Here is a 25,473-nt window from a genome sequence, read left to right as displayed (position 1 = left end):
GGGCGGAGGGAGAGCGGGGCGGGCGGGGGGTGAGCGGGGCGGGCGCCTCCGCTCAGCCCCGGGCCTCCGCTTCCGCGCGGGCCTCTGCGGTCAGCCCGCCGCCTCCGCCATCCGGCGACGCAGGCTGAGCGGGCGCATGTCGGTCCAGATCTCGCCGATGTGCGCGAGGCACTCCTCCTTGGTGCCGCGGGTGCCCTCGGCGTGCCAGCCAGCCGGAAGCTCCCGCTCGGCCCACCAGATGGAGTACTGCTCCTCGTCATTGAGGACAACGAGGTAGGTCTGCGCGTCGGTGTTCTGCTCGGCCATGTCGCTCCCTGATCGGTTGGGTTTCGAACGTGTCGTATCTGCTCGTATCGGCGTTCGAGATTCTGTGAACTGGCGCTATAGGCCTTCTATATCGGGCCGCCCCGGCATGTAGAGCCGGTATAGAAACGCTCCGCAAGCTGTCCGGCGAATCGCATTCCACACGCCTCGGCGGGGGCGCAGAAGGGAAGGCCGGGATGCCGGACCACCGGAACTGGAAACCACTGGAGATCACCCCGGCGAGCGTGGACGCGAAACCTGGCGCCGCAGGGCTCGCCGGGTATCTCGACGCTCTTCCCGACCTCGCCGAACGGCTCGCCGAGGAACGGGCGTTGGTGTTCCGGGGCTTCGGCGTCGACCCCGACGAACTCGACACCGTCATGGACCGCCTGCTGCCCGACCGGGCGGCCTACGTGCACGGGAATTCCCCCCGCACCAAGGTCGGACGGAACGTCTACACGTCGACGGAATATCCGCCGGAATTCGTCATCTCGATGCACAACGAGCTTTCGTACGCGCACTGTTGGCCGTCCCGGCTGCTGTTCTTCTGCCACACCGCCCCGGAAACCGGCGGCGCCACCCCCGTGGTGAACGGCGCGCTGTGGCTCGCGTCGCTGGACGACGAGGTGCGCGAGGCGTTCGCCGGCGGGGTGCGCTACACGCAGAACCTGCACGGGGGCCGCGGCCTCGGCAAGAGCTGGCAGGAGACCTTCGAGACCCAGGACCGCGACGCCGTCGAGGAGTTCCTCTCCACGACCGCCTCGAACTGGACGTGGCTCCCCGGCGACGCCCTGCGCGTCACCCAGGACCGCCCGTCCACGCTGCGTCACCCGGTGACCGGCGAGGAGGTCTGGTTCAACCAGTCCGACCAGTGGCACCCGGCGGCGCTCGGCGAGGACGCGGCCGCACTGGCCCGGGTGCTGCCCGCCGACGAACTGCCGCAGTCCGTCTGCTTCGCCGACGGCAGCCCGATCCCCGACGCGTATGTGCTGCAGGTGCGCGACCGCGGCCTGGCCGCCGCCGTCGACGTCGACTGGCACGCCGGTGATCTGCTGCTGATCGACAACGTGCTGGTCGGCCACGGCCGCCGCTCGTTCACCGGCAGCCGCCGGGTCCTTGTGGCCATGTCCAGCTGACAGCCCGCTCCCGTACGCACGTTCCCGTACGCACGTTTCCGCACGCTCCCGTACGCACGTACCCGCACGTTCCCGTGCGCCCGAACGGCCGCCGAGGCCCCGTCGGGCGACGCACCCCGCAAGCACAGGCCCGAAGGAGACGCATGTCCATCGCGACCCCCGATCCCGGGGCGGTCCGGTCCGACGCCGACGCCGACGTACCGCTCTCACTGACCCTGACCGACCCCGAGCGCCGTGAATTCCACGCCGTGGCGCGGGAGTTGGTCACCACCACGCCGGAGCTGATCGACGACGCCAAGTGGGTGGCCGCGGCCCGGGAACTCTCCGCCCACCTGCCGCCGAGGCTGCGCCAGGTCATCCGGGCCTACCGGCACGACCCCGGCGAGGACGGCACCCTTGTGCTGCGCAACCTGCCGGTGGACCCGGAGGTGCTGCCCACGACGCCGACGGTTCCGGAGTCGGTGGAGCGGGAGGCCACGGTCCCGGCCGCCGTCGCCGTACTGATCGCGGTGGAGCTCGGCGAGATCGCCGCCTACCGCGACGAGAAGTCGGGCGCCCTCGTGCAGAACGTGGTGCCGGTCCCGGGGCGCGAGTCGTCACAGAGCAACGCGGGCTCCATACCGCTGGAGTTGCACGTCGAGAACGCCTTCCACCCGCACCGCCCCGACTTCGTGGGCCTGTTGTGCCTGCGCGGGGACCCCGACAACGCGGCCGGCACCCTCGTCTCGTCGATTCGACGCACGCTGCGCCTGCTCAACCCCGCGACCCGCGAGGTGCTGCACCAGGAACGCTTCACCACCGTGCCGCCACCGTCCTTCCGGTCGGGGGACTCGGGCGTCGCCCACGCGGTGCTCACGGGAGACATCGAAGACCCCAACGTCAAGGTGGACTTCAATGCCACCTCCGCCGTCGACGCGGAGGCCGCGGCGGCCCTGGAGCGACTGCGGGACGCCTTCGTCGAAGCCTCGACGTCGGTCCCGCTGCGTTCCGGCGAGATGGTGTTCGTGGACAACCGCCTGGCCATCCACGGGCGTTCGGCCTTCACCCCGCGCTACGACGGCCAGGACCGCTGGCTGCACCGCACGTTCGTCCTCCTGGACAACCGCCGCACCCGCGGCAGCCGCCCCGGCAACGGCAGCGTGCTCGACTGACCCGCCCGCGACAGGTCGTACCGGTCGGTGACGACGCGGACCTCCACGACGCCACGCGGGACCGCCTCCGGCCAGTTCTGGCCGGAGGCGGTGCCGCGATCGCCCGGTTCCGGCGCGCCCTCGGGCAGGAACTCAGCGCTTGCCCCGCTCCGTCCACTCGTCCGCCGACCCTTCCGCCGTACGTTCCCGCAGATCGACCCGCCGGATCTTGCCGGAGATGGTCTTGGGGAGCTCCTGCGTGAACTCGATGCGCCGCAGGCGCTTGTACGGAGCCAGCACCGACCGGGTGTACTCAAAGATCGCCGCTGCTGTTTCCTCGCCCGGCGACCAGCCCTTCGCCAGCACGACGTACGCCTTCGGGACGGCGAGCCGCGGCGCGTCCGGCGCGGGCACGACCGCGGCCTCCGCCACCGCCTCGTGCTCCAGCAGCGCACTCTCCAGCTCGAAGGGGGAGACCTTGTAGTCGGACGACTTGAAGACGTCATCACTGCGGCCGACATAGGTGAGTACCCGTCGGCGTCGAGTGATCCAATGTCGCCCGTGCGGTAGTAGCCGCCCGCCATCGCCTCAGCGGTGCGCTCCGCATCCCCGTGGCAGCCGGTCATCAGGCCGACCGGCCGCGCCGACAGGTCCAGGGAAATCTCGCCCTCCGCCGTTCCCGGTTCGCCGGTGACCGGGTCGAGGAGCGTGACCCGATAGCCGGGGCTCGGTCGGAGCGGTTCCGCGACCCAGCGCTTGGATGGACGGCACGGAGGGAGGGCCTCCTAGGCCCAGCATCGCGTCTCGCAGTTTGGCAACCAGGACTTCGCCCAGCAACGCCTCGTCCGCAGAGGCCGCAACTTCCTTCGCCGCACCGGATCTTCACCGCCCTCCCACCCCCGCCTACCCACCCTATGGGCGGGCAGGCGGGGGAAGGCGGCGGTTGCGTCGATCGCCTGACCGTGTCGAATCTCCGACCGAGGCGTGGGCGCGAGGAGTCCGAACATCTCGTGTGGCAGTTCGAGGGCGTCCGCGAACCTGCGTCTCACGTCCACGTCGTTCATGTGGGTGATGCCCCGCTCATAGCGGGACACCTGGGCGGCCGAATATCCGGTTCTCTCACCGGGCTGGGCGAGGGTCAGCCCGCGTGTCCGACGGGTTCGGCGTACTAACTCCCCGGGCCTTTCACCAGCACCAGGGGCCGCGTGCATTCCATCTGCCACGTCTGCACCCCGTCTCGTTGATAGCCGAGACCGCGCCGCTCCCACCATAGATGCGCCGGAGCGGACCCGACGGGCCCTTTGCATCCGACGCAAAGGGCCTTGCAGGAGGAGACAGCGCCCCTGCCCGGACTACCCGATCAGCGGTGTCCTCAAGGTACGGCGCCCAGCGGTCCGCTGAGCAGCCGAAACCGCCGTACCAGGAGGGATCCCGCCATGACCATGGCCGCCTCACCGGGCAGCACCTCGACGACGCCGTTCTCCGTGGAGTTGCCCGAGCCGTGGAGCCGCATCGACAGCATCGCCGTCTCCGGCAACACGATCGCCGTCGACCCGGCCCGCTACTTCTTTCGCTACGAGAACCCCAGCTGGGTGGTCGCCGACTGGGACCGCGTCCAGAAAAAACTCCTGGGCGCCCAGGAGACCACCGACCAGGCGGTCGAGCAGCGGGCCCTGGAGTTCGTCCGTGCCCACTGCCGCACCACCGGTGATCCGGCGAAGGTGCTGGAGATCGCCTACCAGGTTGCGGCGTACCTGTACCGCGACGCCCACCTTCACCTTCCCGGCCTGGACGCCACTGAGCGGCAGCTGACGGCCCTACGCGAAGCCACACCCTCATGGCGCTCAACCGCGTCGAGCTGAACGGGCACCTCGCCAACGTCGGCCCCTGCTGGTTCTTCCCCGTCGCGACCTCCGTGGTGTTCGGCTTCATCGAGGAGGAGGGTCAGGTCCTGGACGAGCTGCACCACGGGGGATGGTTCAACGAGGGCCGACGGCGCGAATCCGTCCTGGCGCACGCCGCGCTGGCCCTGTTCACGATGTGCGGCTCTGGCTCAACTTCTGTGGCGCGGCCACTCTGTGTCACGCCAATAGGGCGCGCTGCGAAGAAGTTGAAGCCCGCCCGCCCGAACATCTGGCGTTTGAGCATCTTGATCCGGTTGACATGTCCCTCGACTGCGCCCGAGCTCCAGGGCAGGGTGAGTCCCGCGGTGACGGCGTCGAGGTCGCGGTCGATGCCGACGGCGAGGGTGTGGAGGCTGGGGAGGTCGTCCTGCCGGACGGCGGCGAGCCAGTCCGAACCGGACGGTTCTTCTTCCGGGGCGGGTTCCGGCTCGGGTGCGGGGGCGGCCGGGACAAGAGCCCGCAGGCAGCGGCGGTGCTGGGCGAGGGCCCGCTCGGCGGCCTCGCCCAGGTTGTGCCAGAGATGCCACCGGTCCGCGACCTGGACGGCCTGCGGAGCGCCGGCGGAGGCGCCCTCGGCCAAGAACGGCGCCCGGTGCCGGCACACGACTTCGACGCCCGGCCGGTCGGCGAGCCAGGCAGCCGGGCTTGACGCCTCCCGATCCGGCAGCAGATCGACAGGGCGGCGGGTCTCGCTGTCGACGAGGACGGTGCCGTAGTGGCGGCCCCTGCGGGTGGCGTACTCGTCGACGCCGACCACCCGCGGCGCGGGGGCCTCAGGTTCGGGCAGAGCGTCCACCAGCCGGAGCACCGTGCTGCGGCTGACGGACACCCCGAAAACGCGGGCGATGCGAGCCCCGGCCCGGCCCGCAGGGCGAGGCGACAGCAGCCAGAGAGGAGCGCAACCGCTCGCTCCGCTGACCATGCCGACGTGTCAGGCCGGGTACCTGCTCGACGAAGGTACGGCGTGCGCAGCCTGAGTTCCCGCAGGTGAACCGGCGGACCCTCAACTGGAGAACAACGCTTCGGCCACCACTCGGCACATCAGCCGGAAATCGCAGGTAGGAGCCATGAACCCGGTTCGACCAGACCCCGTAGACCGGGCATACCGCGCCGTCCGCGATGCATTGCGCATCAACACGCACTATCTCAAAGTTCACGTCCACCGACAGCACCGCGACGTCCGCGATCGACGGGAACAGCAGCTCCTTCAACCCGAGCACAATCTCTTCCACGGCCCCGAACTGTCAGCCCAACCACCCTCCCCATGAATCATTCTCGGGCGACTTCACGTGCGACCCGAAGTGACCCAGATGTCACTCAGAGTGTCCGCGTCACAGAAGTTGAGCCAGAACCCGATGTGCGACAGCGGTTGTTCATCTCTTAGGGAGGCACCCGAGCTCCGCCGTATTCGGTGTCCACGAGAAACGGCAGTACCCCGTCCAAGGCATCCGACGACCTACTGAGTGGCGTGGCGGACGGATGCGGAGTGAGATCTCGTACCCATGCCTCCAACCAGCCCGAGTGGCCCCACTTCGAAGCAGAGCTTGTGAAGCTTTGCGAGGGCCTTCAGTCAGAGGAGCATGTGCGGGCAGGCATGCGCTCCGAACTGTGTATGTCAGGAGTTGCGAGGGGATACCAGGCCGGATTCGTACGCGAGGCCCACGAGCTGGGCAGCTCTTCCAGCCCCGTGCCAGCGCCTGTGCCGGTGGGGAGTGGCTGGGTGACGTACCGGTTGATAGCTTGCGAGTGATCGACGGTGCCAGCAGGGCGTCGCCGCGCGCGGCGACACGTACGGCGTGCAGGAAGTCTTCCGGCACGATGTCCTTGACGAGGAACCCCGCGGCGCCGGCGCGCAGCGCGTCGAAGACGTACTCGTCCAGGCCGTAGTTGGTCAGGATGAGACATGCACCCCGGCCAGGGCCGGGTCCGCGGCAATGCGCCGGGTCGCCTCGATGCCGTCGACGACCGGCATCTGGATGTCTATGAGCGCGATTTCGGGCAGGTGCTCTCTGGCGCGTTCCAGGGCCTCCTGTCAGTTGGCGGCCTCGGCCACCACCTCGATGTCGTCTTCCAGGTCGAGGAGTGCGCGAAATCCGCTGCGGATGAGCGGCTGGTCGTCGACCAGCAGGACACGGATCACGACGCCGACGCCCGTTCCACGGGAAGCTCGGCCTGGACGGTGAAGCCGCCTTCGCCGCGCGGTGCTGCCCGCAGGTGGCCTCCGAGGGCAGTGACCCGTTCGCGCATCCCGAGCAGCCCGATGCCGGGCTCCGGCGCCATGTCCGGCCTGGCCCGGCCGTCATCATCGACCCGGAGGGCGAGAGCGTCCGGCCGGTAGTCGATGCGGACCGACGCCGTAGTGGCGGCGGCGTGCCGGGCGATGTTGGTCAGCGATTCCTGAACGATCCGGTAGGCGGTCCGGCCCACCGCGGCCAGCACGCCGTGCCGCTGTCCCTCGATCGTCAGCGTCGCCGCCAGACCACTTTTGCCTACCCGCTCCACCAACCCCGGGATCTGGTCGAGTCCGTACGGTGGGGCCGTATCGTCGTCGCGCAGCGCCTCCAGCGGCCCACGGGTAGAAGTCGATGCGTTCCCTGCTGACGGGGAAGCCGGCCTGGCCGATCTCCCTAACCGCCCGCTGGAAGACCGACTCGCCGAAGTCGTGCGACGACCACCCCGATCAAAAGCCACGGAAGCGGCAGAGCGGCATCGGGAAAGCGTCAGACATAAAGCCCGCGTCTCACACACCCACGCCTATCGCGTCGAGCACCTCGTAGAACAGTCAGGCGCTTGGCACTGGGCCAAGCGCCTGACCGAATACGCCACAGCGGTACGCGGCTACGCCACATCCTTGCCACCCGGGCAGGACGGGCCGAGATCGACGCGTGGCTCGCGTGCCGCCGTGGCAGCGAAGCTGCCCATACCACCGCAGCCCAGAGAAGCCGGTCTTGAACCATTCCTGGGCAACCGAAGCACCTATGAATCTCGCCTCCACTGGGCCCGAAATCCGGACTTAACCGGCAGAGCTTAACCAAGAGAAGGCCAAGAAGGCGCCACTGCGGACTCCCTCTGGCACACCACGACCTGCGGAAACACCCCCCTGATAACCCATCAGGAAGTGCACCAAACGTGCGTCATACGTGCGTCACGCGCGTCCCGCGTGCGTCAAGATATCGCCCGTAACGCACACAACGCCCATAATGCACACCAGACAACACCGCAGGTCAGCGGCCCTTCTCAGCGGGCTCAAGGATCGCGACACACTCGACATGGTGGGTCATCGGAAACAGATCAAACGCCCGCAACGACCGCACCCGGTACCCGCCCTCCCGGAAATACCCCAGGTCCCGCGCCAGCGCCGCCGGGTCGCAGGCCACGTAGGCGATGCGGCGGGCGCCCAGGCCCGCCAGGTGGCGTACCGTCTGCTTGCCCGCGCCCGCGCGCGGGGGGTCCAGGACGATCAGGTCCGCCTCCGTGATGCCCGTGCGCGGGAGGACCGATTCGACCTTGCCCTGTTCGATGCGGACGCGGTCGAAGCCCGCCAGGTTGTGGCGCGCGTCCTCCACCGCCCGCTTGCCGGACTCGATGCCGAGCACCGCGCCCTGCTCGCCGACCCGGTCCGCGAGGGCGCCCGCGAAGAGGCCGACCCCGCAGTAGAGGTCCAGCGCCGTGTCGCCCTTGCGGGGCAGCAGGCCCTGCATGACGGCGAGCATCAGCGTCTCCGCGGCCTTCGGGTGGACCTGCCAGAAGCCGCCGCTGCCGACCCGGTACGTGCGGCCGTCGGCGCGCTCGCGGACGAAGGGGCGGCCGTGGACGCGGTGGACGCCGCCGTCCTTCTCCTCCACCCGCATCACCGACACCGGCTTGTCCAGCTCCACGATCGGCAGCCGCGCGCCCGGCTTCGGGGTGAGGATCACCTGGCGGTCCTGGGAGCCCGTCGCCGCGATCGCCTCGATCGACGCCATGCCGGACCAGTCGCGCTGTTCGATGCCGAGTTCGGAGACGCCGTCGGCCGCGATCATGCAGTGCTCGATCGGCTCGACCTCGTGCGAGCGGTGGCGGCGCAGGCCGGCGTTGCCGTCCGCGTCCACCGCGTACTGCACGCGCGTACGCCAGGAGGGGACCTCGCCCGGCGGCAGCTTGTCGCCCTCCGCCGGCATGACCGTGCCGTCCCAGCCGGCCTCCTCGGGGGTCAGGCCCGCGAGGCGCTTGAGCTGTTCGGCGATGACCTCGCCCTTGAGGCGGCGCTGGGCGCCCGGCTTCGCGTGCTGCCAGTCGCAGCCGCCGCAGCGGCCGGGGCCGGCGTAGGGGCAGGGTGCCTCGACGCGGTCCTTGGAGGGGTCGAGGATCGTCACGGCGTCCGCGCGCAGGAAACGCGCGCCCTCCTCGCCCTCGGTCACGCGTGCGATGACCTTTTCGCCAGGCAGCGTGTGCCGTACGAAGAGCACCTGGCCCTCGGCGGTCCGCGCGATGCAGTGGCCGCCGTGCGCGACGGGGCCGATCTCGACCTCGTACTCGCGGCCGACCAGGGAGTTCCCCGCCTGCGGATTCTTCGGTTCTGCCTGCATGGCGGGGGGACTCCACAACGTGAAAAGGGAACAGCCGGACAACAGCCCACCAGTCTACGTGGGTGTCGCCCGGCCGCTCGCCACAGAGAGGGACCCGAGAAGCTCAGAGCTTCTTGCTCGGCTCCTTCTCCCTGTCCTTCTCCTTCGTGCGCCGCGGCTTCTCCACCGGTCCCCGCCGCACCGCGCCCGGCGCGTTCCACTCCTGGCGCCTGCGGGCCCGCCGCTTCGCGGCCTCGGAGGAGTCCAGCTGGTAGGGGACGGACGTCACCATCACGCCCGGCGTGAAGAGCAGCCGGCCCTTGAGGCGCAGCGCGCTCTGGTTGTGCAGCAGGTGCTCGTACCAGTGGCCGACCACGTACTCGGGGATGATCACGCTGACCACGTCGCGCGGGCTCTCCCGGCGCAGGTTCTTCACGTACTCGATGATCGGCCGGGTGATCTCGCGGTAGGGCGAGTCGAGGACCTTCAGCGGCACGGTGATGCCGCGTCGCTCCCACTCGTCCTTGAGGGCCTTGGTCTCCGCCGGGTCGACGTTGATGCTGAGCGCCTCAAGGGTGTGCGAGCGCATCAGCTTCGCGTACGACAGGGCGCGCAGCGTCGGCCGGTGGATCTTGGAGACGAGGACGATCGAGTGGACGCGGGAGGGGCGCACGCTGTCGTCGGTGGGGGTGTCCGGGGCGGCGATCTCCTCGGCCACGCGGTCGTAGTGGCGGCGGATCGCCGTCATCGTCACGTAGAAGATCACCATGCCGAGCAGCGCGACCCAGGCGCCGTGCGTGAACTTGGTGACGAGTACGACGACCAGGACCAGGCCCGTGAAGAAGGCGCCGAAGGTGTTGATCGCGCGGGAGCGGATCATGCGGCGGCGCTTGTTCTGGTCCTTCTCGGCGGCCAGGTGGCGGTTCCAGTGCCGGACCATGCCGATCTGGCTGAGCGTGAAGGAGACGAAGACGCCGACGATGTAGAGCTGGATCAGGCGGGTGGAGTCCGCGCCGTAGATGAAGACCAGCAGGGCGGCGGCGCCCGCGAGGAGCACGATGCCGTTGGAGAACGCGAGGCGGTCGCCGCGGGTGTGCAGCTGGCGCGGCAGGTAGCGGTCCTGGGCGAGGATCGAGCCGAGCAGCGGGAAGCCGTTGTACGCGGTGTTGGCCGCGAGGAAGAGGACCAGCGCGGTGGCGGCGGCCAGGATCATGAACAGCAGGCTGCCGTGGCCGAAGACGGCCTCGGCGACCTGGGAGATCACCGGGTTCTGGACGTAGTCCGAGCCGACCGAGACGCCGTCGTGGAAGAGGTCCTTCGCCGGGTTCTCCGCCATCCGGACCTTGGTCACCATGGCGAGCGCGATGATGCCGCAGAACATGGTGACGGCCAGGCCGCCCATGAGGGCGAGCGTCGTCGCGGCGTTCTTGGACTTCGGCTTGCGGAAGGCCGGGACGCCGTTGCTGATCGCCTCGACGCCGGTGAGCGCGGCACAACCCGAGGAGAACGCCCTCAGCAGCAGGAAGACCAGCGCGAAGCCCGCGAGGCCCTGGTGCTCGGGCTTGATCTCGTAGTCGGCGGTGGGTGCCTTCATGGTGTCGTCCAGGACGATGCCCCGGAAGGCGCCCCACGCGATCATGATGAAGACGCCCGCCACGAAGACGTACGTCGGGATGGCGAAGAGCTTCCCGGACTCCTTCACGCCGCGCAGGTTCATCAGCGTGAGCAGGACGATGACGGCGACCGCGCAGAGCACCTTGTGCTCGACCACGAAGGGGACCGCCGAGCCGAGGTTCTCGATGCCCGAGGAGATCGACACGGCCACGGTCAGGACGTAGTCGACGAGCAGGGCGCTCGCGACGGTGAGGCCGGCCTTGGGGCCGAGGTTGGTGGTGGCGACCTCGTAGTCGCCACCACCGCTCGGGTACGCGTGCACGTTCTGTCTGTACGAGGCGACCACGGTGAACATCAGCACCACGACCGCCACCGCGATCCACGGGCTGAAGTGGTACGCCGACACACCCGCGATGGAGAGGACGAGGAGGACCTCTCCCGGCGCGTACGCGACGGAGGACAGCGGGTCGGACGCGAAGACGGGGAGTGCGATGCGCTTCGGCAGGAGCGTTTCTCCGAGCCGGTCACTGCGCAGTGCGCGCCCGATCAGGATGCGTTTGGGCACGTCGGTCAGTTTGGACACGCAGAGGATCGTAAGCGGTCGCAAGGACGGCCGCCCAACCCACCACCCCCAACTGCTCCGGTTATCCGCTGTGTGGGACGCTTCCCGGTTTAGAGTGCCGCTCAAAACTTCCCCCGGGGTACGCCCGCCCGGGCCCGATGGAAACGCCCCCGTCAGGCCCTTCGCGACGGGGAGCCGGCCGCTCCTGCGCGCGCCGGACCGCACCGGACGGCCACCAGGTGGCGCGGCCGAGGAGGAGCAGCGCAGCCGGGAGGATCATGACGCGAATCACGAACGCGTCGAGCAGGACGGCCGCCGCGAGGACGAAGCCCATCTGCTTCATCTCCAGGATGTGCAGCATCACGAAGCTCGCGAAGACGGTGACCATGACGAGCGCCGCGCTGGTGACCACCTTGGCGGAGGAGGCGATGCCGTCCAGGACCGCCTGCCGCGTGGGTACGCCGTTCAGGGCGGCCTCGCGTATCCGGCTGACGACGAAGACCTGGTAGTCCATCGAGAGCCCGAAGAGGATCACGAAGAGGAAGAGCGGCACGCGCGAGGAGATGCCGTCGAGCGAGACGAAGGAGAGCAGGTCCTCCGCCCACCGGCCCTGGAAGACGAGGACGAGCAGCCCGAGCGCGGAGGCGGCGGAGATCAGGTTGAGCCCTACGCCGAGGAGGCCGAGGACGACCGAGCGGAACGCGTGGACGGTCATGGCGAAGGTCATCAGGAGCAGGAAGCCGAGGACGAGCGGCAGCTTCCCGTTCTGGTGCTCCACGTAGTCCACGCCACGCGCCACCTCGCCGGTGACGGCCGTCTCCACGCCGGGGAGCGCGGAGAGCTTGCCGAGGGTGGCGGGGATGTGGCGGTGGCGCAGACGGTCGAGTGAGGCTTCGGCCTGCGTCGAGTAGGTGGCGTGGCGGGAGTTGAGCTCCAGTGTCGTGGTCCTCCGGTCCTCGGAGGAGCGGAGGAGCGGGGCTGTGGGGGTCTGCTTCTCGGAGGAGTGGGTGACTGGGGTGCGGGGGCCGCTGGTCCTCTGCTCCTCAGAGGAGTGGTGGGTGACTGGGGTGCTGGAGGCGCGGGTCCTCTGCTCCTCAGAGGAGCGGAGGACCTGCGTACCGGAGATGCTGCCCCTCTGCTCCTCAGAGGAGTGGGCGGCTGAGGTGCCGGAGCCGCGGGCTCTCTGCTCCTCAGAGGAGCGGAGGACCTGCGTACCGGAGATGCTGCTCCCCTGTTCCTCAGAGGACCGGAGGACCTGCGCACCGGAGCTGCCACTCCCCTGCCCCTCAGAGGACCGGAGAACCTGCGCACCGGAGCTGCCACTCCCGTGCCCCTCAGAGGACCGGAGAACCTGAGAACCAGAGCTACCGCTCCCCTGCTCCCCGGTCGAGCGGGCGGTGAAGAGGGGGTCCGCCTTCGCCTCGCGGTCCAGCTCCCGCAGGGCCTGCCGTACCTCGTCGGACTGCGAGGCCTTCGCCCGCACCACGACCAGGTGCCGCACGCGCAGCTCCGGGAAGGCCGCGAGCAGCCTGTCGTACCCCTTCATCGCCGGGATCTCGCGGGAGAAGCTGTCCCGCGCGGGGTTCTTGAGGTTCATCTCCAGCGCGGGCAGCGCGAGCCCCAGCATGACGAGGACCGACACGCCGAGGGTGAGCGCGGGGTGCTTGCGGGCGGGTGTGAGCAGGGCGTGCCAGACGCGGCTGGGCCCCTTCTCGCCGTACGCGCGGCCGGGTCTGTTCTCCCCGTACGCGCGTACGGACTTGCCCCGGGCGACGCGCTTCGCCGCGCGGCGCTCGGTGCGGTGGCCGAGCTTGACCAGCAGCGCGGGCAGCACCGTGACGGAGCTGACCACGGCGACGGCGACGACCAGGATGGTGCCGGTCGCGAGCGAGTCGAAGATGACGTCACGGGCCAGGAAGAGCGCGGTGGTGGAGACGATCACGGCGAGCCCGGAGACCACGATGGCCCGGCCGGCCGTCGCGGCGGCGGCTTCGACGAGCGCCTCGGAGGTGAGGCGGCCGCCCGCCCTGGCCCGTTCCTCGCGCTCGCGCTTGAGGTAGAAGAGCGTGTAGTCGACGCCGACGGCCATGCCGATGAGCAGGATCATGCTCATCCCGACACCCGTGTCGGGCAGCAGGTGCGAGGCGACCATCGCCAGGCCCATGGTGGCCATGATCGACGTGATGGCGAGCAGCACCGGTACGCCGACCATGACGACGGAGCCGAAGACCACCGCCAGCGTGATCAGCGTGATGGGCAGTGTGATCGCCTCGGAGAACGCGAGGTCCTCGCCGCGCTGGTCGCTGACGCCCTTGCTCACGGAGGCGTCGCCGGTCTCCTCGATGACCAGGCCCGGGTGGGCCTGCGCAACCTTCTCGGTCTGGGCCTGGAGCGGCGGGACGTGCTCCTGGTCCTCCTGTTCGGAGCCGTTCAGCTCCACCTGGACCCGCAGGACGCGCCCGTCCGCCGAGCGCACCGGCTCCGCCACGGAGGCGACCTCCGGCAGCGCCTTCATCCGGGCGGTCACGTCCTTGACGGCCGCGTCGGCCGCCGCCTCGTCCAGCGGGCCCGACGCGGCCCGGATCAGCACCTGTTCCGTCGGCCTGAGCTGAACTCCCCCCTCGGCGGCCAGGGCCTCGGCCCGGCCGGCCTCGCCGACGCGGAAGTCCTCCGAGGTGGCGCTGTTCAAGCCGACGGCGATCCCGCCGCCCAGGCACAACACCACGAAGACCAGCCACCCGACGATCGCCCGCCAGGGGTGCAGCGCACTCCACCGGGCCACGCGCACCGTGACCGACCGTCTCCTTCCGCCCGCCCCCGCCCTCACATCCGTCCCCGTCTCCGTCTCCGTCCCCATCCCCACGCCCATCCCCGCCCCACCCCTTCGGCTGTCATGTGTAAGTGGAGACTGACAGGTGAAGGAATGAGCCGTCAACTGTTATGTGAGACTGCGGAGTAGCGGATTGACAGCGGAACCCGTCATGCGTAAGCCTTGGCTGACAGGTATCGGGACCAGCGCGAAGGCGGGCCATGGACAGCGAGGAGCTACTGGCCTTCCTCGCGGCCGTCGGCCACGCCCAGCGCATCCGGATCATCAGCGAACTCGCCTCCGGCCAGCTGTACGTCAGCGAACTGGCCCGGCGGCTCGGGGTGTCCCGCCCCCTGCTCTACATGCACCTCGAACGCATGGAGAAGGCGGGTCTCGTCGTCGGCCGCCTGGAACTCTCCGACGACGGCAAGGCGCTCAAGTACTTCGAACTGGCGCCGTTCGACGTGCGGTTGAACGTGGATACGATCTCCGCGGCCGCCCGGCAGGGCCGGGCGGGCGACGACGGACAGCAATCGGACAGAGGGACGCCCTAGTGGACGACGTGATCATCCCGGTCGCATTTTTCCTGATACTCGCCGGCGCGGTCGTCGCCGTCGCCTACTTCCAGTCGCAGCGCAACCGCGAGCGCGACCGGCAGTACGCGCAGGCCATGCAGGAGTACCGCGAGGCAGTCGAGCGCGCCAGGTCGGAGCAGGAGGCGACCCGCCTCCAGCTCGTGGAGCTGGGCCACCGGCTGCAGACCGTCGAAGGCCTGCTGCGCAGCGTGGACTGAGCCCGCGGGCCATCCGCCCGGCAGGTGCACGGGGGTGCCCTCCACGGACCGCGCGTGTGTAGCTTGGGCTCCGGTCTGAGACGCTTTTACCGTTCAGCCTGAGCACAGAGTATTGACACAGCCGGAAGGACGGTCGTGCACATCGTCATCATGGGCTGCGGGAGAGTCGGTTCCGCTCTCGCGCAGACCCTGGAACAACAGGGGCACACGGTCGCCGTGGTCGACCAGGACCCCACGGCCTTCCGCCGCCTGGGCTCCGGGTTCGGCGGCCGCCGCGTCACGGGCGTCGGCTTCGACCAGGACACCCTGCGCGAGGCCGGCATCGAGGAGGCGGGCGCCTTCGCCGCCGTCAGCAGCGGCGACAACTCGAACATCATCGCCGCGCGGGTCGCCCGGGAGATGTTCGGCATCGAGAACGTCGCGGCCCGCATCTACGACCCCCGCCGCGCCGAGGTCTACCAGCGCCTGGGCATCCCCACGGTCGCCACGGTCCGCTGGACCGCCGACCAGATGCTGCGCCGCCTGCTCCCCTCGGGCGCCGAGCCGCTGTGGCGCGACCCCACCGGCGGCGTGCAGCTCGCCGAGGTGCACGCGTCCGAGGCCTGGATCGGGCACAAGATCAGCCGGCTCCAGGAGGAGACCGGCGTCCGCGTCGCCTTCCTCACCCGGCTGGGTGAGGCGGTGCTTCCGACCTCGCAGACGGTCCTCCAGGAGGGCGACCTGGTGCACGTGATGATGCGCACCGATCAGGTCGACAAGGTCGAAGCGGCGTTCGCCGAAGGCCCCGAGGAAGGCGGTCACTGATGAGGGTCGCCATTGCCGGAGCCGGTGCGGTGGGTCGCTCCATCGCCGGTGAGCTCCTGGAGAACGGCCACGAGGTCCTTCTCGTCGACAAGGCGCCGACGGCCATCTCCGTCGAGCGCGTCCCGCAGGCCGAGTGGCTGCTCGCCGACGCCTGCGAGATCACCTCCCTGGACGAGGCCGCGCTCCAGCGCTGCAACGTCGTGATCGCCGCGACCGGAGACGACAAGGTCAACCTCGTCGTCTCCCTGCTCGCCAAGACGGAGTACGGCGTTCCGCGCGTCGTCGCCCGGGTGAACAACCCCAAGAACGAGTGGCTCTTCAACGAGTCCTGGGGCGTCGATGTCGCGGTCTCCACGCCGCGCCTGATGTCCGCCCTCGTCGAGGAGGCGGTGAGCGTCGGCGACCTCGTCCGGCTGCTGCGCTTCAGCCACGGCGACGCCAACCTCGTCGAGCTGACGCTGCCGCCCGAGTCCGCCCTCGCGGGCACGCGCGTCGGTGACGTGCAGTGGCCCGAGGACACCTCGCTGGTGACGATCATCCGGGGTACGCGCGTCCTCGCGCCGACGCCGGAGGACTCCCTGGAGGCGGGCGACGAGCTTCTCTTCGTGGCCGCGCAGGCGCGTGAGGAGCAGTTGGAGGACCTGCTCTCGGTACGCCGGGAGAGCGCGGCGGGCTGACCGTCGCGGCAGTACGCGGATGGGGGCGCCCGGTACTTACCGGGCGCCCCCATCCGCGTACGTCGTCCGCTACGGGGTACCGCGCTCCGCCTCCGCCTTCTCGGCGGCCTCCGCCTTCTCCGCCGCTTCCATCTCCGCGAAGACGTCGATCGGCGGCGGGGCCTTCGCCAGGAAGACCCAGGTGAGGTAGACGGCGAGCAGGAACGGCGGGATCTTCAGGGCGACCAGGACCCAGCCGAACTGCGTGGTGTCCGCCCACCAGTACAGCGGGAAGAGGATCGCGCACTTGGCGAGCAGGATCAGGCCCCAGGCCCAGCTGGCCTTCGCGTACGCCTTCTTGCGGCCCGGGTTGCGGGTGCGCCAGGAGAGGTTCTCCTTGAAGACCGGGCCGAGGATGAGGCCGATCAGGGGAACGCCCGCCAGGGTCGTGATGATGTAGGCCAGGGCGAGGCCCAGGGTGTAGAGCATGCCCGGCAGGTAGAAGTCCTTGGCGTTGCCGGTCATCATCGCGAAGACCACGCCGAAGGCGACCCCGAAGACGCCGCTGAAGGCGTGCTTGACGGTGTCCTTCATGACCAGGCGGACCACTACGAGCACCAGGGACACCGCGAGGGCCGCGATGGCCGACATGTGCAGGTCCTTGTTGACCGTGAAGATGGTCACGAAGAGCAGGCCGGGAACGACCGTCTCCACCATGCCCCGCACGCCGCCGAAGGCCTCGAAGAGGGCTGCCTCGGTCACGGCCCTGGAATCGGACGCGGCTTGCTGGTCCGCGTTCCCCTGGTCCGTCGGCTTGTCGAGGGACGTCACCGGCTACTCCCGTCCGAGCGGTCTGAGTTCGTATTTGGGGTTGAAGAGCACCCGGCGGCCGCGGCTCATCGAGATCCGGCCCGATGCGATCAGCTTGCGCCCCGGCTCTATCCCGACGATGGAGCGCCTGCCGAGCCACACCACGTCCAGCGCCGCGGAGCCGTCGAACAGCTCGGCCTCCAGCGCGGGGACCCCGGCGCGTGGTCGCAGGGTGACCGTGCGCAAGGTACCAGTAACGGTGACTATCTGGCGGTCTTGGCAGTCTCCGATGCGGACACAGCCCGCGGTCTCGGAGTCCTCGCGCAGCTCCTCCGACTCCAGATCCTCCTGGGAGGAGGACAGCCGGTCGAGCATGCGCCGGAAACGGCCTGCCGGCTTTTCGGAACCAGGAACAGCACTCATACAAGAAGCGTACCGGGGGGTGCCGACACCGGAGCCAGGGGTGCGCTCACCTGTCCGCATGCCCGCTCACGCCGGGGTTCAGCGCTCGAAGCGGTAGCCCATCCCCGGCTCCGTGATGAAGTGCCGCGGATGGGCCGGGTCCGCCTCCAGCTTGCGGCGCAGCTGCGCCATGTAGACCCGCAGGTAGTTGGTCTCGGTGCCGTAGGAGGGGCCCCAGACCTCCTGGAGCAGCTGTTTCTGGCTGACCAGGCGGCCGGTGTTGCGCACCAGCACCTCCAGGAGATGCCACTCGGTCGGCGTCAGGCGTACGTCGCGGCCGTCGCGGTTGACCTTCTTGGCGGCCAGGTCGACGGTGAAGTCCTCGGTGTCGACCATGATGTCGTCCTCGCCCGCGCCGGTGGGCTCGGCCCGGCGGACGGCGGCGCGCAGGCGGGCCAGGAGTTCGTCCATGCCGAAGGGCTTGGTGACGTAGTCGTCGGCGCCCGCGTCGAGGGCCTCGACCTTCTCGTCGGAGCTGTGCCGGGCGGACAGCACCAGGATCGGGACGCGGGTCCAGCCGCGCAGGCCCCTGATGACCTCCACGCCGTCCATGTCGGGCAGCCCGAGGTCGAGCACGATGACGTCGGGGTGGCGGGCGGCGGCCAGCTGGAGCGCCGTGGCGCCGTCGGATGCCGCGTCCACCTCGTACTTGCGCGCCTTCAGGTTGATCACGAGGGCGCGTACGATCTGCGGCTCGTCGTCGACCACGAGCACCCGGGTCATGCCGGCCTGCCTTTCTGGTTTGTGGTTCGGGGTCACTGGTGTCACCGGGTGACCTGGGCGGGAACGTCGGGCAGTTCGGGGCGGTCCGGCGGCCGCCCGGCCACCGCCCGCAGGGTGAGCACCATGGTCAGGCCGCCGCCGGGGGTGTCCTCGGCGGCCAGGGTGCCGCCCATGGCCTCGACGAAGCCGCGGGCGACCGCGAGGCCGAGGCCCACGCCCGCGCCGCGCGGAGCGTCACCGTAACGCTGGAAGGGCGCGAAGATGCGGTCCTTGGCGGTGTCGGGGACGCCGGGCCCGCGGTCCACGACGCGCAGCTCGACGCGCTCGCCCAGTGCGCTGGCCGAGACCTTGACGGGCTTGCCCTCAGGGGCGTACTTCACGGCGTTCTCGACGATGTTGGCGACCGCCCGTTCCAGCAGGCCCTTGTCGACGGCGACCATCGGCAGCGTCTCGGGGATGTCCAGCTCCGCGCTGCCGTCGGGGACGCCGCCGAGGGCCATGGGGACGACCTCGTCGAGGTCGATCTCGCGGATCAGCGGGGTGACGGTGCCGGTCTGGAGCCGGGACATGTCGAGGAGGTTGCCCACGAGGTGTTCGAGGCGGTCGGCGCCGTCCTCGATGCCCGCGAGCAGCTCGGCCTCGTCCTCCTCGGACCAGTCGACGTCGTCGGACCGCAGCGAGGACACGGCCGCCTTGATGCCCGCCAGTGGCGTACGCAGGTCATGGCTGACGGCGGCGAGCAGCGCGGTGCGGATGCGGTTGCCCTCGGCGAGGGTGCGGGCCTGGTCGGCCTCGGACTGCAGGCGCTGGCGGTCCAGGACGACGGCGGCCTGCGCGGCGAAGGCGGCGAGGACCCGGCGGTCGGCGGCGGGCAGGACGCGGCCGGACAGGGCGAGCGCCATGTGGTCGCCGACCGGCATGTCGACGTCGGCGTCCTCGGGGCGCTTCGGCGCGCGGCCGTCGCCGACGCTGCCCGCGCAGGTCCAGGGCTCGGTGTCGCCCGCCCGCTCCAGGAGCGCCACGGACTCCATGGCGAAGGTCTCGCGGACCCGCTCCAGGAGGGCGTCCAGGCTGGTCTCGCCACGCAGGACGCTGCCGGCGAGGAAGGAGAGTATCTCCGACTCGGCGCGCAGCCGGGCGGCCTGATGGGTGCGCCGGGCGGCGAGGTCCACCACGGAGGCGACGGACACCGCGACGCCCACGAAGACGGCTATGGCGACGATGTTCTTGTTGTTGGAGACCGTCCACAGGTGCAGCGGCGGCGTGAAGTAGTAGTTCAGGAGCAGTGAGCCGACGGCCGCCGACGCCAGGGCCGGCAGAAGGCCGCCGAGGAGGGCGGCGGCCACCGTCAGCGTCAGGAACAGCAGCATGTCGTTGGCGAGGCCGAGGTCGGCGTCGACGTGGGTGAGCAGCAGCGTCAGGAGCGCGGGCCCCCCGACGCCCACCAGCCAGCCCCAGATGATCCGGGAGCGGCCGAGGCGCGCCCCGCGGGCGACGGGCAGGCCGCGGCCCTTGGCGACCTCGCCGTGGGTGACGATGTGCACGTCCAGATCGGGCCCCGACTCACGGGCGACGGTCGCGCCGACGCCAGGGCCGAAGATGTACTGCCACGTCTTGCGGCGGGAGGAGCCGAGGACGATCTGGGTGGCGTTGACGCCGCGGGCGAAGTCGAGGAGGGCGGCCGGTATGTCGTCGCCGATGACGTGGTGGAAGGTGCCGCCGAGGTCTTCGACCAGGGTGCGCTGGACGGCGAGTTCCTTGGGGGACGCGGCGGTCAGGCCGTCGCTGCGGGCGATGTAGACGGCGAGGATCTCGCTGCCGGAGCCCTTGGCGGCCATGCGGGAGGCGCGCCTGATGAGCGTACGGCCCTCGGGTCCGCCGGTGAGGCCGACGACGATGCGTTCGCGGGCCTGCCAGGTGGAGCGGATGTTGTGCTCGCCCCGGTACTGCTGGAGGTACTCGTCGACGCGGTCGGCGACCCACAGGAGGGCCAGTTCGCGCAGGGCGGTGAGGTTGCCGGGGCGGAAGTAGTTGGAGAGGGAGGCGTCGATGCGGTCGGGCTTGTAGATGTTGCCGTGCGCCATGCGGCGGCGCAGCGCCTGGGGCGACATGTCGACCAGTTCGATCTGGTCGGCGCGGCGCACCACCTCGTCCGGGACGGTCTCGCGCTGGCGCACGCCGGTGATGGACTCGACGACGTCGCCGAGGGACTCCAGGTGCTGGATGTTGACCGTGGAGACGACGTCGATGCCCGCCGCGAGGAGTTCCTCGACGTCCTGCCAGCGCTTGGCGTTGCGGGAGCCGGGGACGTTGGTGTGGGCGAGTTCGTCGACGAGGGCGACGGCGGGGGCGCGCTCCAGGACGGCGTCGACGTCCATCTCGGTGAAGGCGGTGCCGCGGTACTCCAGGTCCTTGCGGGGCACCTGTTCGAGGCCGTGCAGCATCACCTCGGTGCGTGGCCGGTCGTGGTGCTCCACGAAGCCGACCACGCAGTCGGTGCCGCGCTCGACACGCCGGTGGGCCTCGGAGAGCATCGCGTACGTCTTGCCGACGCCGGGTGCCGCGCCCAGATAGATCCGAAGCTTGCCGCGTGCCATGGCCTCATTGTCTTCCTCGAACAACTGTGTACGCAGCGTCTCACTGCGTACGCAGGTTCGACCTTACGGCCAGCAAATCCGGCATTACGGGCGAGGGGGTGCGGGGCGGCCGTCCTTGACACAACCCTGATGCGCCCGGGCGGATACACCCCGATGCGCGCTGTACCGGTCAGTGTTCGACGATCCCCCCGTCGCGCAGTTCCAGGACCCGGTCGGCGAGGTCGAGCAGCGCCGCGTCGTGCGTGGCGACCAGTGCCGTGACGCCCTCGCTGCGGACGACCGCGCGCAGCAGCTCCATCACGGCGAGTCCGGTCTCCGCGTCGAGCTGCCCGGTGGGCTCGTCGGCGATCAGCAGGGCGGGCCTGTTCGCCAGGGCGCGGGCGATGGCCACGCGCTGCTGCTGGCCTCCGGAGAGTTCGCCGGGCCGCTGCTCGGCGTGGTCCGCGAGGCCGACGAGGGCGAGCAGCAGCGCGACCCGTTCCTCCCGCGCGCGTGGGTCGGTCTTCTTCAGCCGCAGGGGGACGCCGACGTTCTCGGCGGCGGTGAGGATGGGGATGAGCCCGAAGGACTGGAAGATGAAGCCGACGCGGTCGCGGCGCAGTTCCAGGAGGCCGCTCTCGCCGAGGCACGCCAGCTCCAGCCCGTCGACGGTGATCTTGCCGCCGTCCGGGGCGTCGAGTCCCCCGACCAGGTTGAGCAGTGTCGTCTTGCCGCTGCCGGAGCGTCCCTTCAGGGCGACGAGTTCGCCGCGCGGGACGGTGAAGGAGACGCCGCGCAGGGCGTGCACGGCGGCGGCGCCGGTGCCGTACGTGCGGTGGAGGTCTTCGACGACGACCATGGCTTCCGGCACAGAACGCTCCCCTTGTGGACCCGTGTTCGAACTGGGCGCCAGTATCGTCACCCTGCGTCGGCCCGGACAAGGGCAGAGCGCCCGCGATCACCCACCGCCGCACTCCGCACCGGTCCCGTCCGTCCCGTCCGGCCATACGCCCACATGGTCCGGCTCGGCCGTGAGCCGGACCCGGCCGCGCAACCCGTACCGCTCCACGTACTCGCCCGGCAGCTGCAACCGCCCGGCCCGGTCCAGGACCGTGAACTCCTCGCCCGCGCCGCCCTGTTCGCGGAGCGTCTCCGTCGACGTACGTCCGTCGCGGATGCGTACGGTGCGGCGGACCTGCTCGGAGACGAGCGGGTCGTGGGTGACGACCAGGACGGTCGCGCCCAGCTCCTCGTTGGCGCGGCGCAGGGCCCCGAAAACGGCCTCGCCACTGGCCGTGTCCAGCTCGCCCGTGGGCTCGTCGGCCAGCAGGACACGTGGGGAGTTGGCGGTGGCGACCGCGACGGCGACACGCTGCTGCTCCCCGCCGGAGAGCGCGGCGGGGAGCCGGTCACGGCAGTGCGCGACACCGAGCACGGCGAGCAGCTCGGTGGCCTTGGCACCGCGTGCACGACGCGGCACGCGCGCGTACTTCATCGGCAGCGCCACGTTCTCCAGCGCGGTCAGATAGGGCAGGAGGTTGCGCCCGGTCTGCTGCCAGACGAAGCCGACGGTGTGCCTGCGGTAGCCGAGGCGTTCACGGCGCCCCATGGCGAGCAGGTCGTGGCCCGCGACCCTCGCCCGGCCCGCGGTGGGCAGGTCGAGCCCCGAGAGGATCGACAGAAGCGTGGACTTGCCCGACCCGGAGGCGCCGACGAGAGCCACGCACTCGCCCTCGGCCACCACCAGGTCGAGGCCCTGGAGCGCCTGCACCTCGACCCCCTCGGTGCGGTAGACGCGAACGAGGTTGTCGCAGACGACGAGGCCCTCGTCGCCGGCCGGGAGGCGCGCGGTACGGGCCCGCGCCTCCAGGGCGGAGAGGTCGGGCACGGCGGTACGGCGGGACGCGTCAGTCATCGGTTCTCCCCAGTCGCAGGACCGCCCCGAGCCCCCGGCGCCGCCCGAGCCAGGTCTCCACCGCCACCGCCACGGCGACCAGGACGCAGAGCCCCGCCGCCAGGGCCGCGGTGAACAGGACGTCGACGTGCCGGTCGGGCGCGGTCGGCCCGCCGGTGAACGCGCGCAGGTCGAGGGCGGGCCCGAGCAGCCCCGGCAGGGCGAGGCCGAGCGCGACGCCGCCCGCGAGGGCCGCGAGCACCATGGGCAGCAGTTGCAGCAGGTGCAGCGCGGACGTGGCGCGCCCGCCGAGGCCGAGGGTGCGCAGATAGGCGGCGGTGCGCCCGCGCGCGGGAGCGGACAGCAGCAGGTCGAGGACGAGGGCGAGCAGCGCGAGGAGCACGGCGAGGGCGGTGCAGGCGGTGTGCGCGCTCTCCACGGCGGCGATCAGTCCGTCGTCGTCGGCCTCGGCCTGTTCCTCGGTACGGATGCGGAGTTCGCCGGTGGCGGCCGCGGGAGCGGCGCGCGGCACGAGGGAGCGCAGTGCCCGGGCGTCCAGGCGCTCGCCGTACAGCAGGAGCGCGGACTCCTCGAACTCCGGGGCGGCGAAAGCCGTGAGGTCTTTGTTGTCGGTGAGCAGCAGGTGCTGCCGTGCCTCGGCGCCGCGGACGGGACCGAGCGCGGGGTCGCGCCCCACGGCCTCGGGGAGCGGCCCGACGACGCGTAGCCGCATCTCCTTGCCGTGGCGCGTGAAGGTGAGCAGATCCCCCGCGCGGCCTTCGGAGGCGAGCACTCTGATCTCCCGGCCCCCACCGCCGCCGGTCAGCCCGGCCTGACGCAGCGCCCGCGCGGCGGCCGAACTCCCGTCCGCCGCCCCCAGCTGCCCCGCGTCCACCCCGATCAGGCTGGAGATCCCGTACCTGCCCCCGTCCGTGCCGCTCACCGGGTCGACCCGCAGCTGCCGTACCGCCACCGTCTCGCGCACGCCACGCGCGCGTGCCAGCCGCGCCGCCATGTCGGGGTCCCGGCCCGCCCCCAGGAAGGAGGCGTCGGCGCCCACCTGCCAGGCCGCCGCCGACCGGCGCCCCTCCGCCAGCGTCCCGGAGACGAGGCCACCGAAGACTGCTCCGGCGAGCGTCACCACGAGGACGAGCAGCGCGAGCCCGCGCGCGGGAGCCTCTTTCGCCGCACGGGCCAGCGCGACGAGCCCCACGACGCCCCTCCCCCGGCCCGCCCACCGCGCCGCGAGCCGCACCGGCCAGGGGTAGCACCGCACCAGCACGGCGACCGCGGCGAGCCCGAGCAGCACGGGCACCGCGGCGAGCAGCGGATCGGGCCCCGCGGCCCACCCGGCCCCCTTTGTCCCCTCGGCAGCCGCGGCCCCCTCCGTGCCCCGGGCCCGCAGCGCGAACACGCCTGCCGCGGCGAGCACCAGCACGACCGCCTCGGCGACCAGCCGCCGCCCGGCCCGCCCCGGCCCCCGGTCGCGCACCACGGCCCCGTCCCGCACCGCGCCCCACGTGAGGGCGGGCAGCAGCAGCCAGCAGAGCACCGCCACGGCCAGGCCGTTGCCATACGCGGGTGAAGTCCCCGGCACCGCCGCGGCGAGCGCGCAGCCGGCGCCGAGCCCGAGCGCCACGGCCGGCGCGCTCCCCAGGGCGCGCCCGAGGGCCAGCCCTGCAGCGGAGGCGCCCCGCGCCCGCAGCAGCCGGTCGGCGGGCAGGCGCCGACGCACCACCAGCAGCGACGCCACGACAACGGCGGCGAGCCCCACGCCGAGCAGCGAGGCGGAGGCGAACGAGATCACGACCGCGGCCTGGCGCCACCGCCGACCGAACTCCGCGAAGACGTCGGGCAGTTCGGTGGCGGTCTCCAGCTCGGTCGCGGGGTGGACGCCGATCACGCAGAACTTCCCGCCGTACGAACCCGACCGGCAGGTGGACTCGCGCGCGGAGAGCGGGTGGCGGGCCATGGCCCGCCGGAACTCCCGCTCGCCCTGGTCGTCCACGAAGCGGGCGGCCACCGCGCCGCCGAGCGTCAGCCGCATGTTCCAGTGGACGGTCAGTTCGGCGTCGGCCTGGTTCTGGAGGATCTCGGCCCCGCGGGGCGCGATCAGGGCGCCGGCGCTCTCCTCCGTTCCCGCCACGCCGGGCAACGGGCGGGCGAGCAGAGGCTGTTCGCGCCAGAGCCGCCGTTCGCCCGCGACCCGGAAGATCCCGGACACGCGCGCGACGGCGTCGACGTTCTGCAGGGCCCCGGCTCTCAGCGGCACCCGCTGGCCGACCCGGAGTTCCAGCGCGTCGCGCGTGCGGGTGGACACGGCCAGCTCGACGACCCCGCCCCGCGCGCGGGGCGCCCGCCCGGCCACGTACGCCTGCGGCCCCGGGGCGTCGGAGGCGTACACCAGCGACAGCGCGGCTCCCGCCCCTGTCACGGTGGGCAGTCGCACCCGGGTGGCGTCGTGCGTGATCGCGCCCCGCAACGGCCGGGGAACGGAGTTCTCGATGACCTGCGCGTACCGGTCGAGGTCGCCGCCGAGATCGCTCTCTGCCCCGAGCCGTACGTCCTGCGGGTCGAGGCGCGCGCTGTGGACGATGCCGGGCGCCGCCCGTTGGGCCTGCTCCAGGCGGGAGTCCAGGGCCTGCCCGGCCAGCCGTTCGAGCACTCCGGGCCCACCGGCGGCGACCGCGACCAGCACACAGACCAAGGCACCCACCAGCAGGACGGGTCCTCCGCGCCACCACCCGCGC

19 protein-coding genes and 4 pseudogenes are annotated in these 25,473 nt (G+C 71.1%); 7 read left to right on the top strand and 16 right to left on the bottom strand.

What is annotated here, in order from left to right; genetic code table 11:
- Nucleotides 1–90: 90 nt before the first annotated feature.
- Nucleotides 91–306 (bottom strand): MbtH family protein, encoded by a 216-nt coding sequence (locus J2N69_RS28130; protein ID WP_160507932.1) that lies wholly within the window; start codon nt 304–306, stop codon nt 91–93.
- 194 nt (nt 307–500) lie between these two features.
- On the opposite strand from J2N69_RS28130, the gene J2N69_RS28125 reads away from it, so the two are divergent.
- Together J2N69_RS28125 and J2N69_RS28120 are read left to right on the top strand one after the other, a co-directional pair.
- Complete coding sequence (locus J2N69_RS28125; RefSeq protein WP_230903176.1) at nt 501–1,439, top strand: TauD/TfdA family dioxygenase; 939 nt, start codon at nt 501–503, stop codon at nt 1,437–1,439.
- A gap of 143 nt (nt 1,440–1,582) precedes the next feature.
- Entirely contained in the window at nt 1,583–2,590 is a 1,008-nt protein-coding gene (locus J2N69_RS28120; protein WP_230903175.1) for a TauD/TfdA family dioxygenase, read from the top strand.
- A 132-nt stretch (nt 2,591–2,722) separates the two neighbouring features.
- Here J2N69_RS28120 and J2N69_RS28115 read toward each other — a convergent pair.
- Nucleotides 2,723–3,303: pseudogene (locus J2N69_RS28115) on the bottom strand (AMP-binding enzyme); the annotation flags it as partial.
- 51 nt (nt 3,304–3,354) lie between these two features.
- Nucleotides 3,355–3,780, bottom strand: coding sequence for a helix-turn-helix domain-containing protein (locus tag J2N69_RS36705; protein ID WP_408056922.1), 426 nt, complete (start codon nt 3,778–3,780; stop codon nt 3,355–3,357).
- A 225-nt stretch (nt 3,781–4,005) separates the two neighbouring features.
- On the opposite strand from J2N69_RS36705, the gene J2N69_RS28110 reads away from it, so the two are divergent.
- Nucleotides 4,006–4,431 carry a hypothetical protein gene (locus tag J2N69_RS28110; protein ID WP_230903174.1) on the top strand — a complete coding sequence of 142 codons (426 nt, stop codon included), beginning with the start codon at nt 4,006–4,008 and terminating at the stop codon, nt 4,429–4,431.
- Between the two features lie 82 nt (nt 4,432–4,513).
- Here the strand turns inward: J2N69_RS28110 and J2N69_RS36825 are convergent.
- The 6 genes and pseudogenes from J2N69_RS36825 to J2N69_RS28080 all read right to left on the bottom strand — a co-directional run bounded on the left by J2N69_RS36825 (nt 4,514) and on the right by J2N69_RS28080 (nt 13,978).
- Nucleotides 4,514–5,705 (bottom strand): annotated as a pseudogene (locus tag J2N69_RS36825) (ISL3 family transposase).
- A gap of 439 nt (nt 5,706–6,144) precedes the next feature.
- Nucleotides 6,145–6,613 (bottom strand): annotated as a pseudogene (locus J2N69_RS28100) (response regulator); the annotation flags it as partial.
- Nucleotides 6,610–7,047: pseudogene (locus J2N69_RS28095) on the bottom strand (sensor histidine kinase); the annotation flags it as partial. The pseudogenes J2N69_RS28095 and J2N69_RS28100, both read right to left, overlap by 4 nt.
- Nucleotides 7,048–7,697: 650 nt before the next feature.
- The gene (locus tag J2N69_RS28090) at nt 7,698–9,041 is read right to left on the bottom strand and encodes a class I SAM-dependent RNA methyltransferase (protein WP_230903172.1); all 1,344 of its coding nucleotides are present in this window, start codon (nt 9,039–9,041) and stop codon (nt 7,698–7,700) included.
- 103 nt (nt 9,042–9,144) lie between these two features.
- Nucleotides 9,145–11,217 carry an APC family permease gene (locus J2N69_RS28085; RefSeq protein ID WP_230903171.1) on the bottom strand — a complete coding sequence of 691 codons (2,073 nt, stop codon included), beginning with the start codon at nt 11,215–11,217 and terminating at the stop codon, nt 9,145–9,147.
- 61 nt (nt 11,218–11,278) lie between these two features.
- Entirely contained in the window at nt 11,279–13,978 is a 2,700-nt protein-coding gene (locus tag J2N69_RS28080) for an MMPL family transporter (RefSeq protein WP_230904905.1), read from the bottom strand.
- Nucleotides 13,979–14,226: 248 nt separating this feature from the next.
- Here J2N69_RS28080 and J2N69_RS28075 point away from each other — a divergent pair, with 248 nt between their 5' ends.
- From J2N69_RS28075 to J2N69_RS28060, 4 genes are all read left to right on the top strand, one after another.
- Nucleotides 14,227–14,559, top strand: coding sequence for an ArsR/SmtB family transcription factor (locus tag J2N69_RS28075; protein WP_230903170.1), 333 nt, complete (start codon nt 14,227–14,229; stop codon nt 14,557–14,559).
- On the top strand, nt 14,559–14,798 hold the full coding sequence (locus tag J2N69_RS28070) for a hypothetical protein (protein ID WP_230903169.1): 240 nt from the start codon (nt 14,559–14,561) through the stop codon (nt 14,796–14,798). The genes J2N69_RS28075 and J2N69_RS28070 overlap by 1 nt, the downstream gene beginning before the upstream one ends.
- A gap of 135 nt (nt 14,799–14,933) precedes the next feature.
- Complete coding sequence (locus tag J2N69_RS28065; RefSeq protein WP_127910113.1) at nt 14,934–15,602, top strand: potassium channel family protein; 669 nt, start codon at nt 14,934–14,936, stop codon at nt 15,600–15,602.
- A complete protein-coding gene (locus J2N69_RS28060) occupies nt 15,602–16,279 on the top strand; it encodes a potassium channel family protein (RefSeq protein WP_127910112.1) in 678 nt (225 codons plus the stop codon). Before J2N69_RS28065 ends, J2N69_RS28060 begins: the two co-directional genes overlap by 1 nt.
- A 69-nt stretch (nt 16,280–16,348) precedes the next feature.
- Here J2N69_RS28060 and J2N69_RS28055 read toward each other — a convergent pair whose 3' ends face one another.
- The 7 genes from J2N69_RS28055 to J2N69_RS28025 all read right to left on the bottom strand — a co-directional run bounded on the left by J2N69_RS28055 (nt 16,349) and on the right by J2N69_RS28025 (nt 25,439).
- On the bottom strand, nt 16,349–17,089 hold the full coding sequence (locus J2N69_RS28055; protein ID WP_127910111.1) for a DUF3159 domain-containing protein: 741 nt from the start codon (nt 17,087–17,089) through the stop codon (nt 16,349–16,351).
- Between the two features lie 3 nt (nt 17,090–17,092).
- Nucleotides 17,093–17,491: an OB-fold nucleic acid binding domain-containing protein gene (locus J2N69_RS28050; protein ID WP_127910110.1), complete on the bottom strand. Its 399-nt coding sequence runs from the start codon at nt 17,489–17,491 to the stop codon at nt 17,093–17,095.
- A 78-nt stretch (nt 17,492–17,569) separates the two neighbouring features.
- Nucleotides 17,570–18,253, bottom strand: coding sequence for a response regulator (locus J2N69_RS28045; RefSeq protein ID WP_230903168.1), 684 nt, complete (start codon nt 18,251–18,253; stop codon nt 17,570–17,572).
- A 41-nt stretch (nt 18,254–18,294) separates the two neighbouring features.
- Entirely contained in the window at nt 18,295–20,850 is a 2,556-nt protein-coding gene (locus J2N69_RS28040) for a sensor histidine kinase (RefSeq protein WP_230903167.1), read from the bottom strand.
- A 169-nt stretch (nt 20,851–21,019) separates the two neighbouring features.
- The gene (locus J2N69_RS28035; RefSeq protein ID WP_230904904.1) at nt 21,020–21,688 is read right to left on the bottom strand and encodes an ABC transporter ATP-binding protein; all 669 of its coding nucleotides are present in this window, start codon (nt 21,686–21,688) and stop codon (nt 21,020–21,022) included.
- A 99-nt stretch (nt 21,689–21,787) separates the two neighbouring features.
- Nucleotides 21,788–22,744: an ABC transporter ATP-binding protein gene (locus J2N69_RS28030; protein ID WP_230903166.1), complete on the bottom strand. Its 957-nt coding sequence runs from the start codon at nt 22,742–22,744 to the stop codon at nt 21,788–21,790.
- A complete protein-coding gene (locus J2N69_RS28025) occupies nt 22,737–25,439 on the bottom strand; it encodes a hypothetical protein (protein WP_230903165.1) in 2,703 nt (900 codons plus the stop codon). The genes J2N69_RS28030 and J2N69_RS28025 overlap by 8 nt, the downstream gene beginning before the upstream one ends.
- Between the last annotated feature and the right edge of the window lie 34 nt (nt 25,440–25,473).

Origin of the sequence: Streptomyces huasconensis, assembly GCF_021028635.1 — a bacterium.
Lineage (GTDB): Bacteria > Actinomycetota > Actinomycetes > Streptomycetales > Streptomycetaceae > Streptomyces > Streptomyces huasconensis.
The sequence above is the reverse complement of the archived record's forward strand: the minus strand, read 5'-3'. Positions and strand labels throughout refer to the sequence as shown.

Coding starts and splice junctions, on each gene's coding strand:
- J2N69_RS28130 (WP_160507932.1), bottom strand. CDS start 306: ATGGCCGAGCAGAACACCGACGCGCAGACCTACCTCGTTGTCCTCAAT.
- J2N69_RS28125 (WP_230903176.1), top strand. CDS start 501: ATGCCGGACCACCGGAACTGGAAACCACTGGAGATCACCCCGGCGAGC.
- J2N69_RS28120 (WP_230903175.1), top strand. CDS start 1,583: ATGTCCATCGCGACCCCCGATCCCGGGGCGGTCCGGTCCGACGCCGAC.
- J2N69_RS36705 (WP_408056922.1), bottom strand. CDS start 3,780: ATGCACGCGGCCCCTGGTGCTGGTGAAAGGCCCGGGGAGTTAGTACGC.
- J2N69_RS28110 (WP_230903174.1), top strand. CDS start 4,006: ATGACCATGGCCGCCTCACCGGGCAGCACCTCGACGACGCCGTTCTCC.
- J2N69_RS28090 (WP_230903172.1), bottom strand. CDS start 9,041: ATGCAGGCAGAACCGAAGAATCCGCAGGCGGGGAACTCCCTGGTCGGC.
- J2N69_RS28075 (WP_230903170.1), top strand. CDS start 14,227: ATGGACAGCGAGGAGCTACTGGCCTTCCTCGCGGCCGTCGGCCACGCC.
- J2N69_RS28060 (WP_127910112.1), top strand. CDS start 15,602: ATGAGGGTCGCCATTGCCGGAGCCGGTGCGGTGGGTCGCTCCATCGCC.
- J2N69_RS28050 (WP_127910110.1), bottom strand. CDS start 17,491: ATGAGTGCTGTTCCTGGTTCCGAAAAGCCGGCAGGCCGTTTCCGGCGC.
- J2N69_RS28045 (WP_230903168.1), bottom strand. CDS start 18,253: ATGACCCGGGTGCTCGTGGTCGACGACGAGCCGCAGATCGTACGCGCC.
- J2N69_RS28040 (WP_230903167.1), bottom strand. CDS start 20,850: ATGGCACGCGGCAAGCTTCGGATCTATCTGGGCGCGGCACCCGGCGTC.
- J2N69_RS28035 (WP_230904904.1), bottom strand. CDS start 21,688: ATGGTCGTCGTCGAAGACCTCCACCGCACGTACGGCACCGGCGCCGCC.
- J2N69_RS28030 (WP_230903166.1), bottom strand. CDS start 22,744: ATGACTGACGCGTCCCGCCGTACCGCCGTGCCCGACCTCTCCGCCCTG.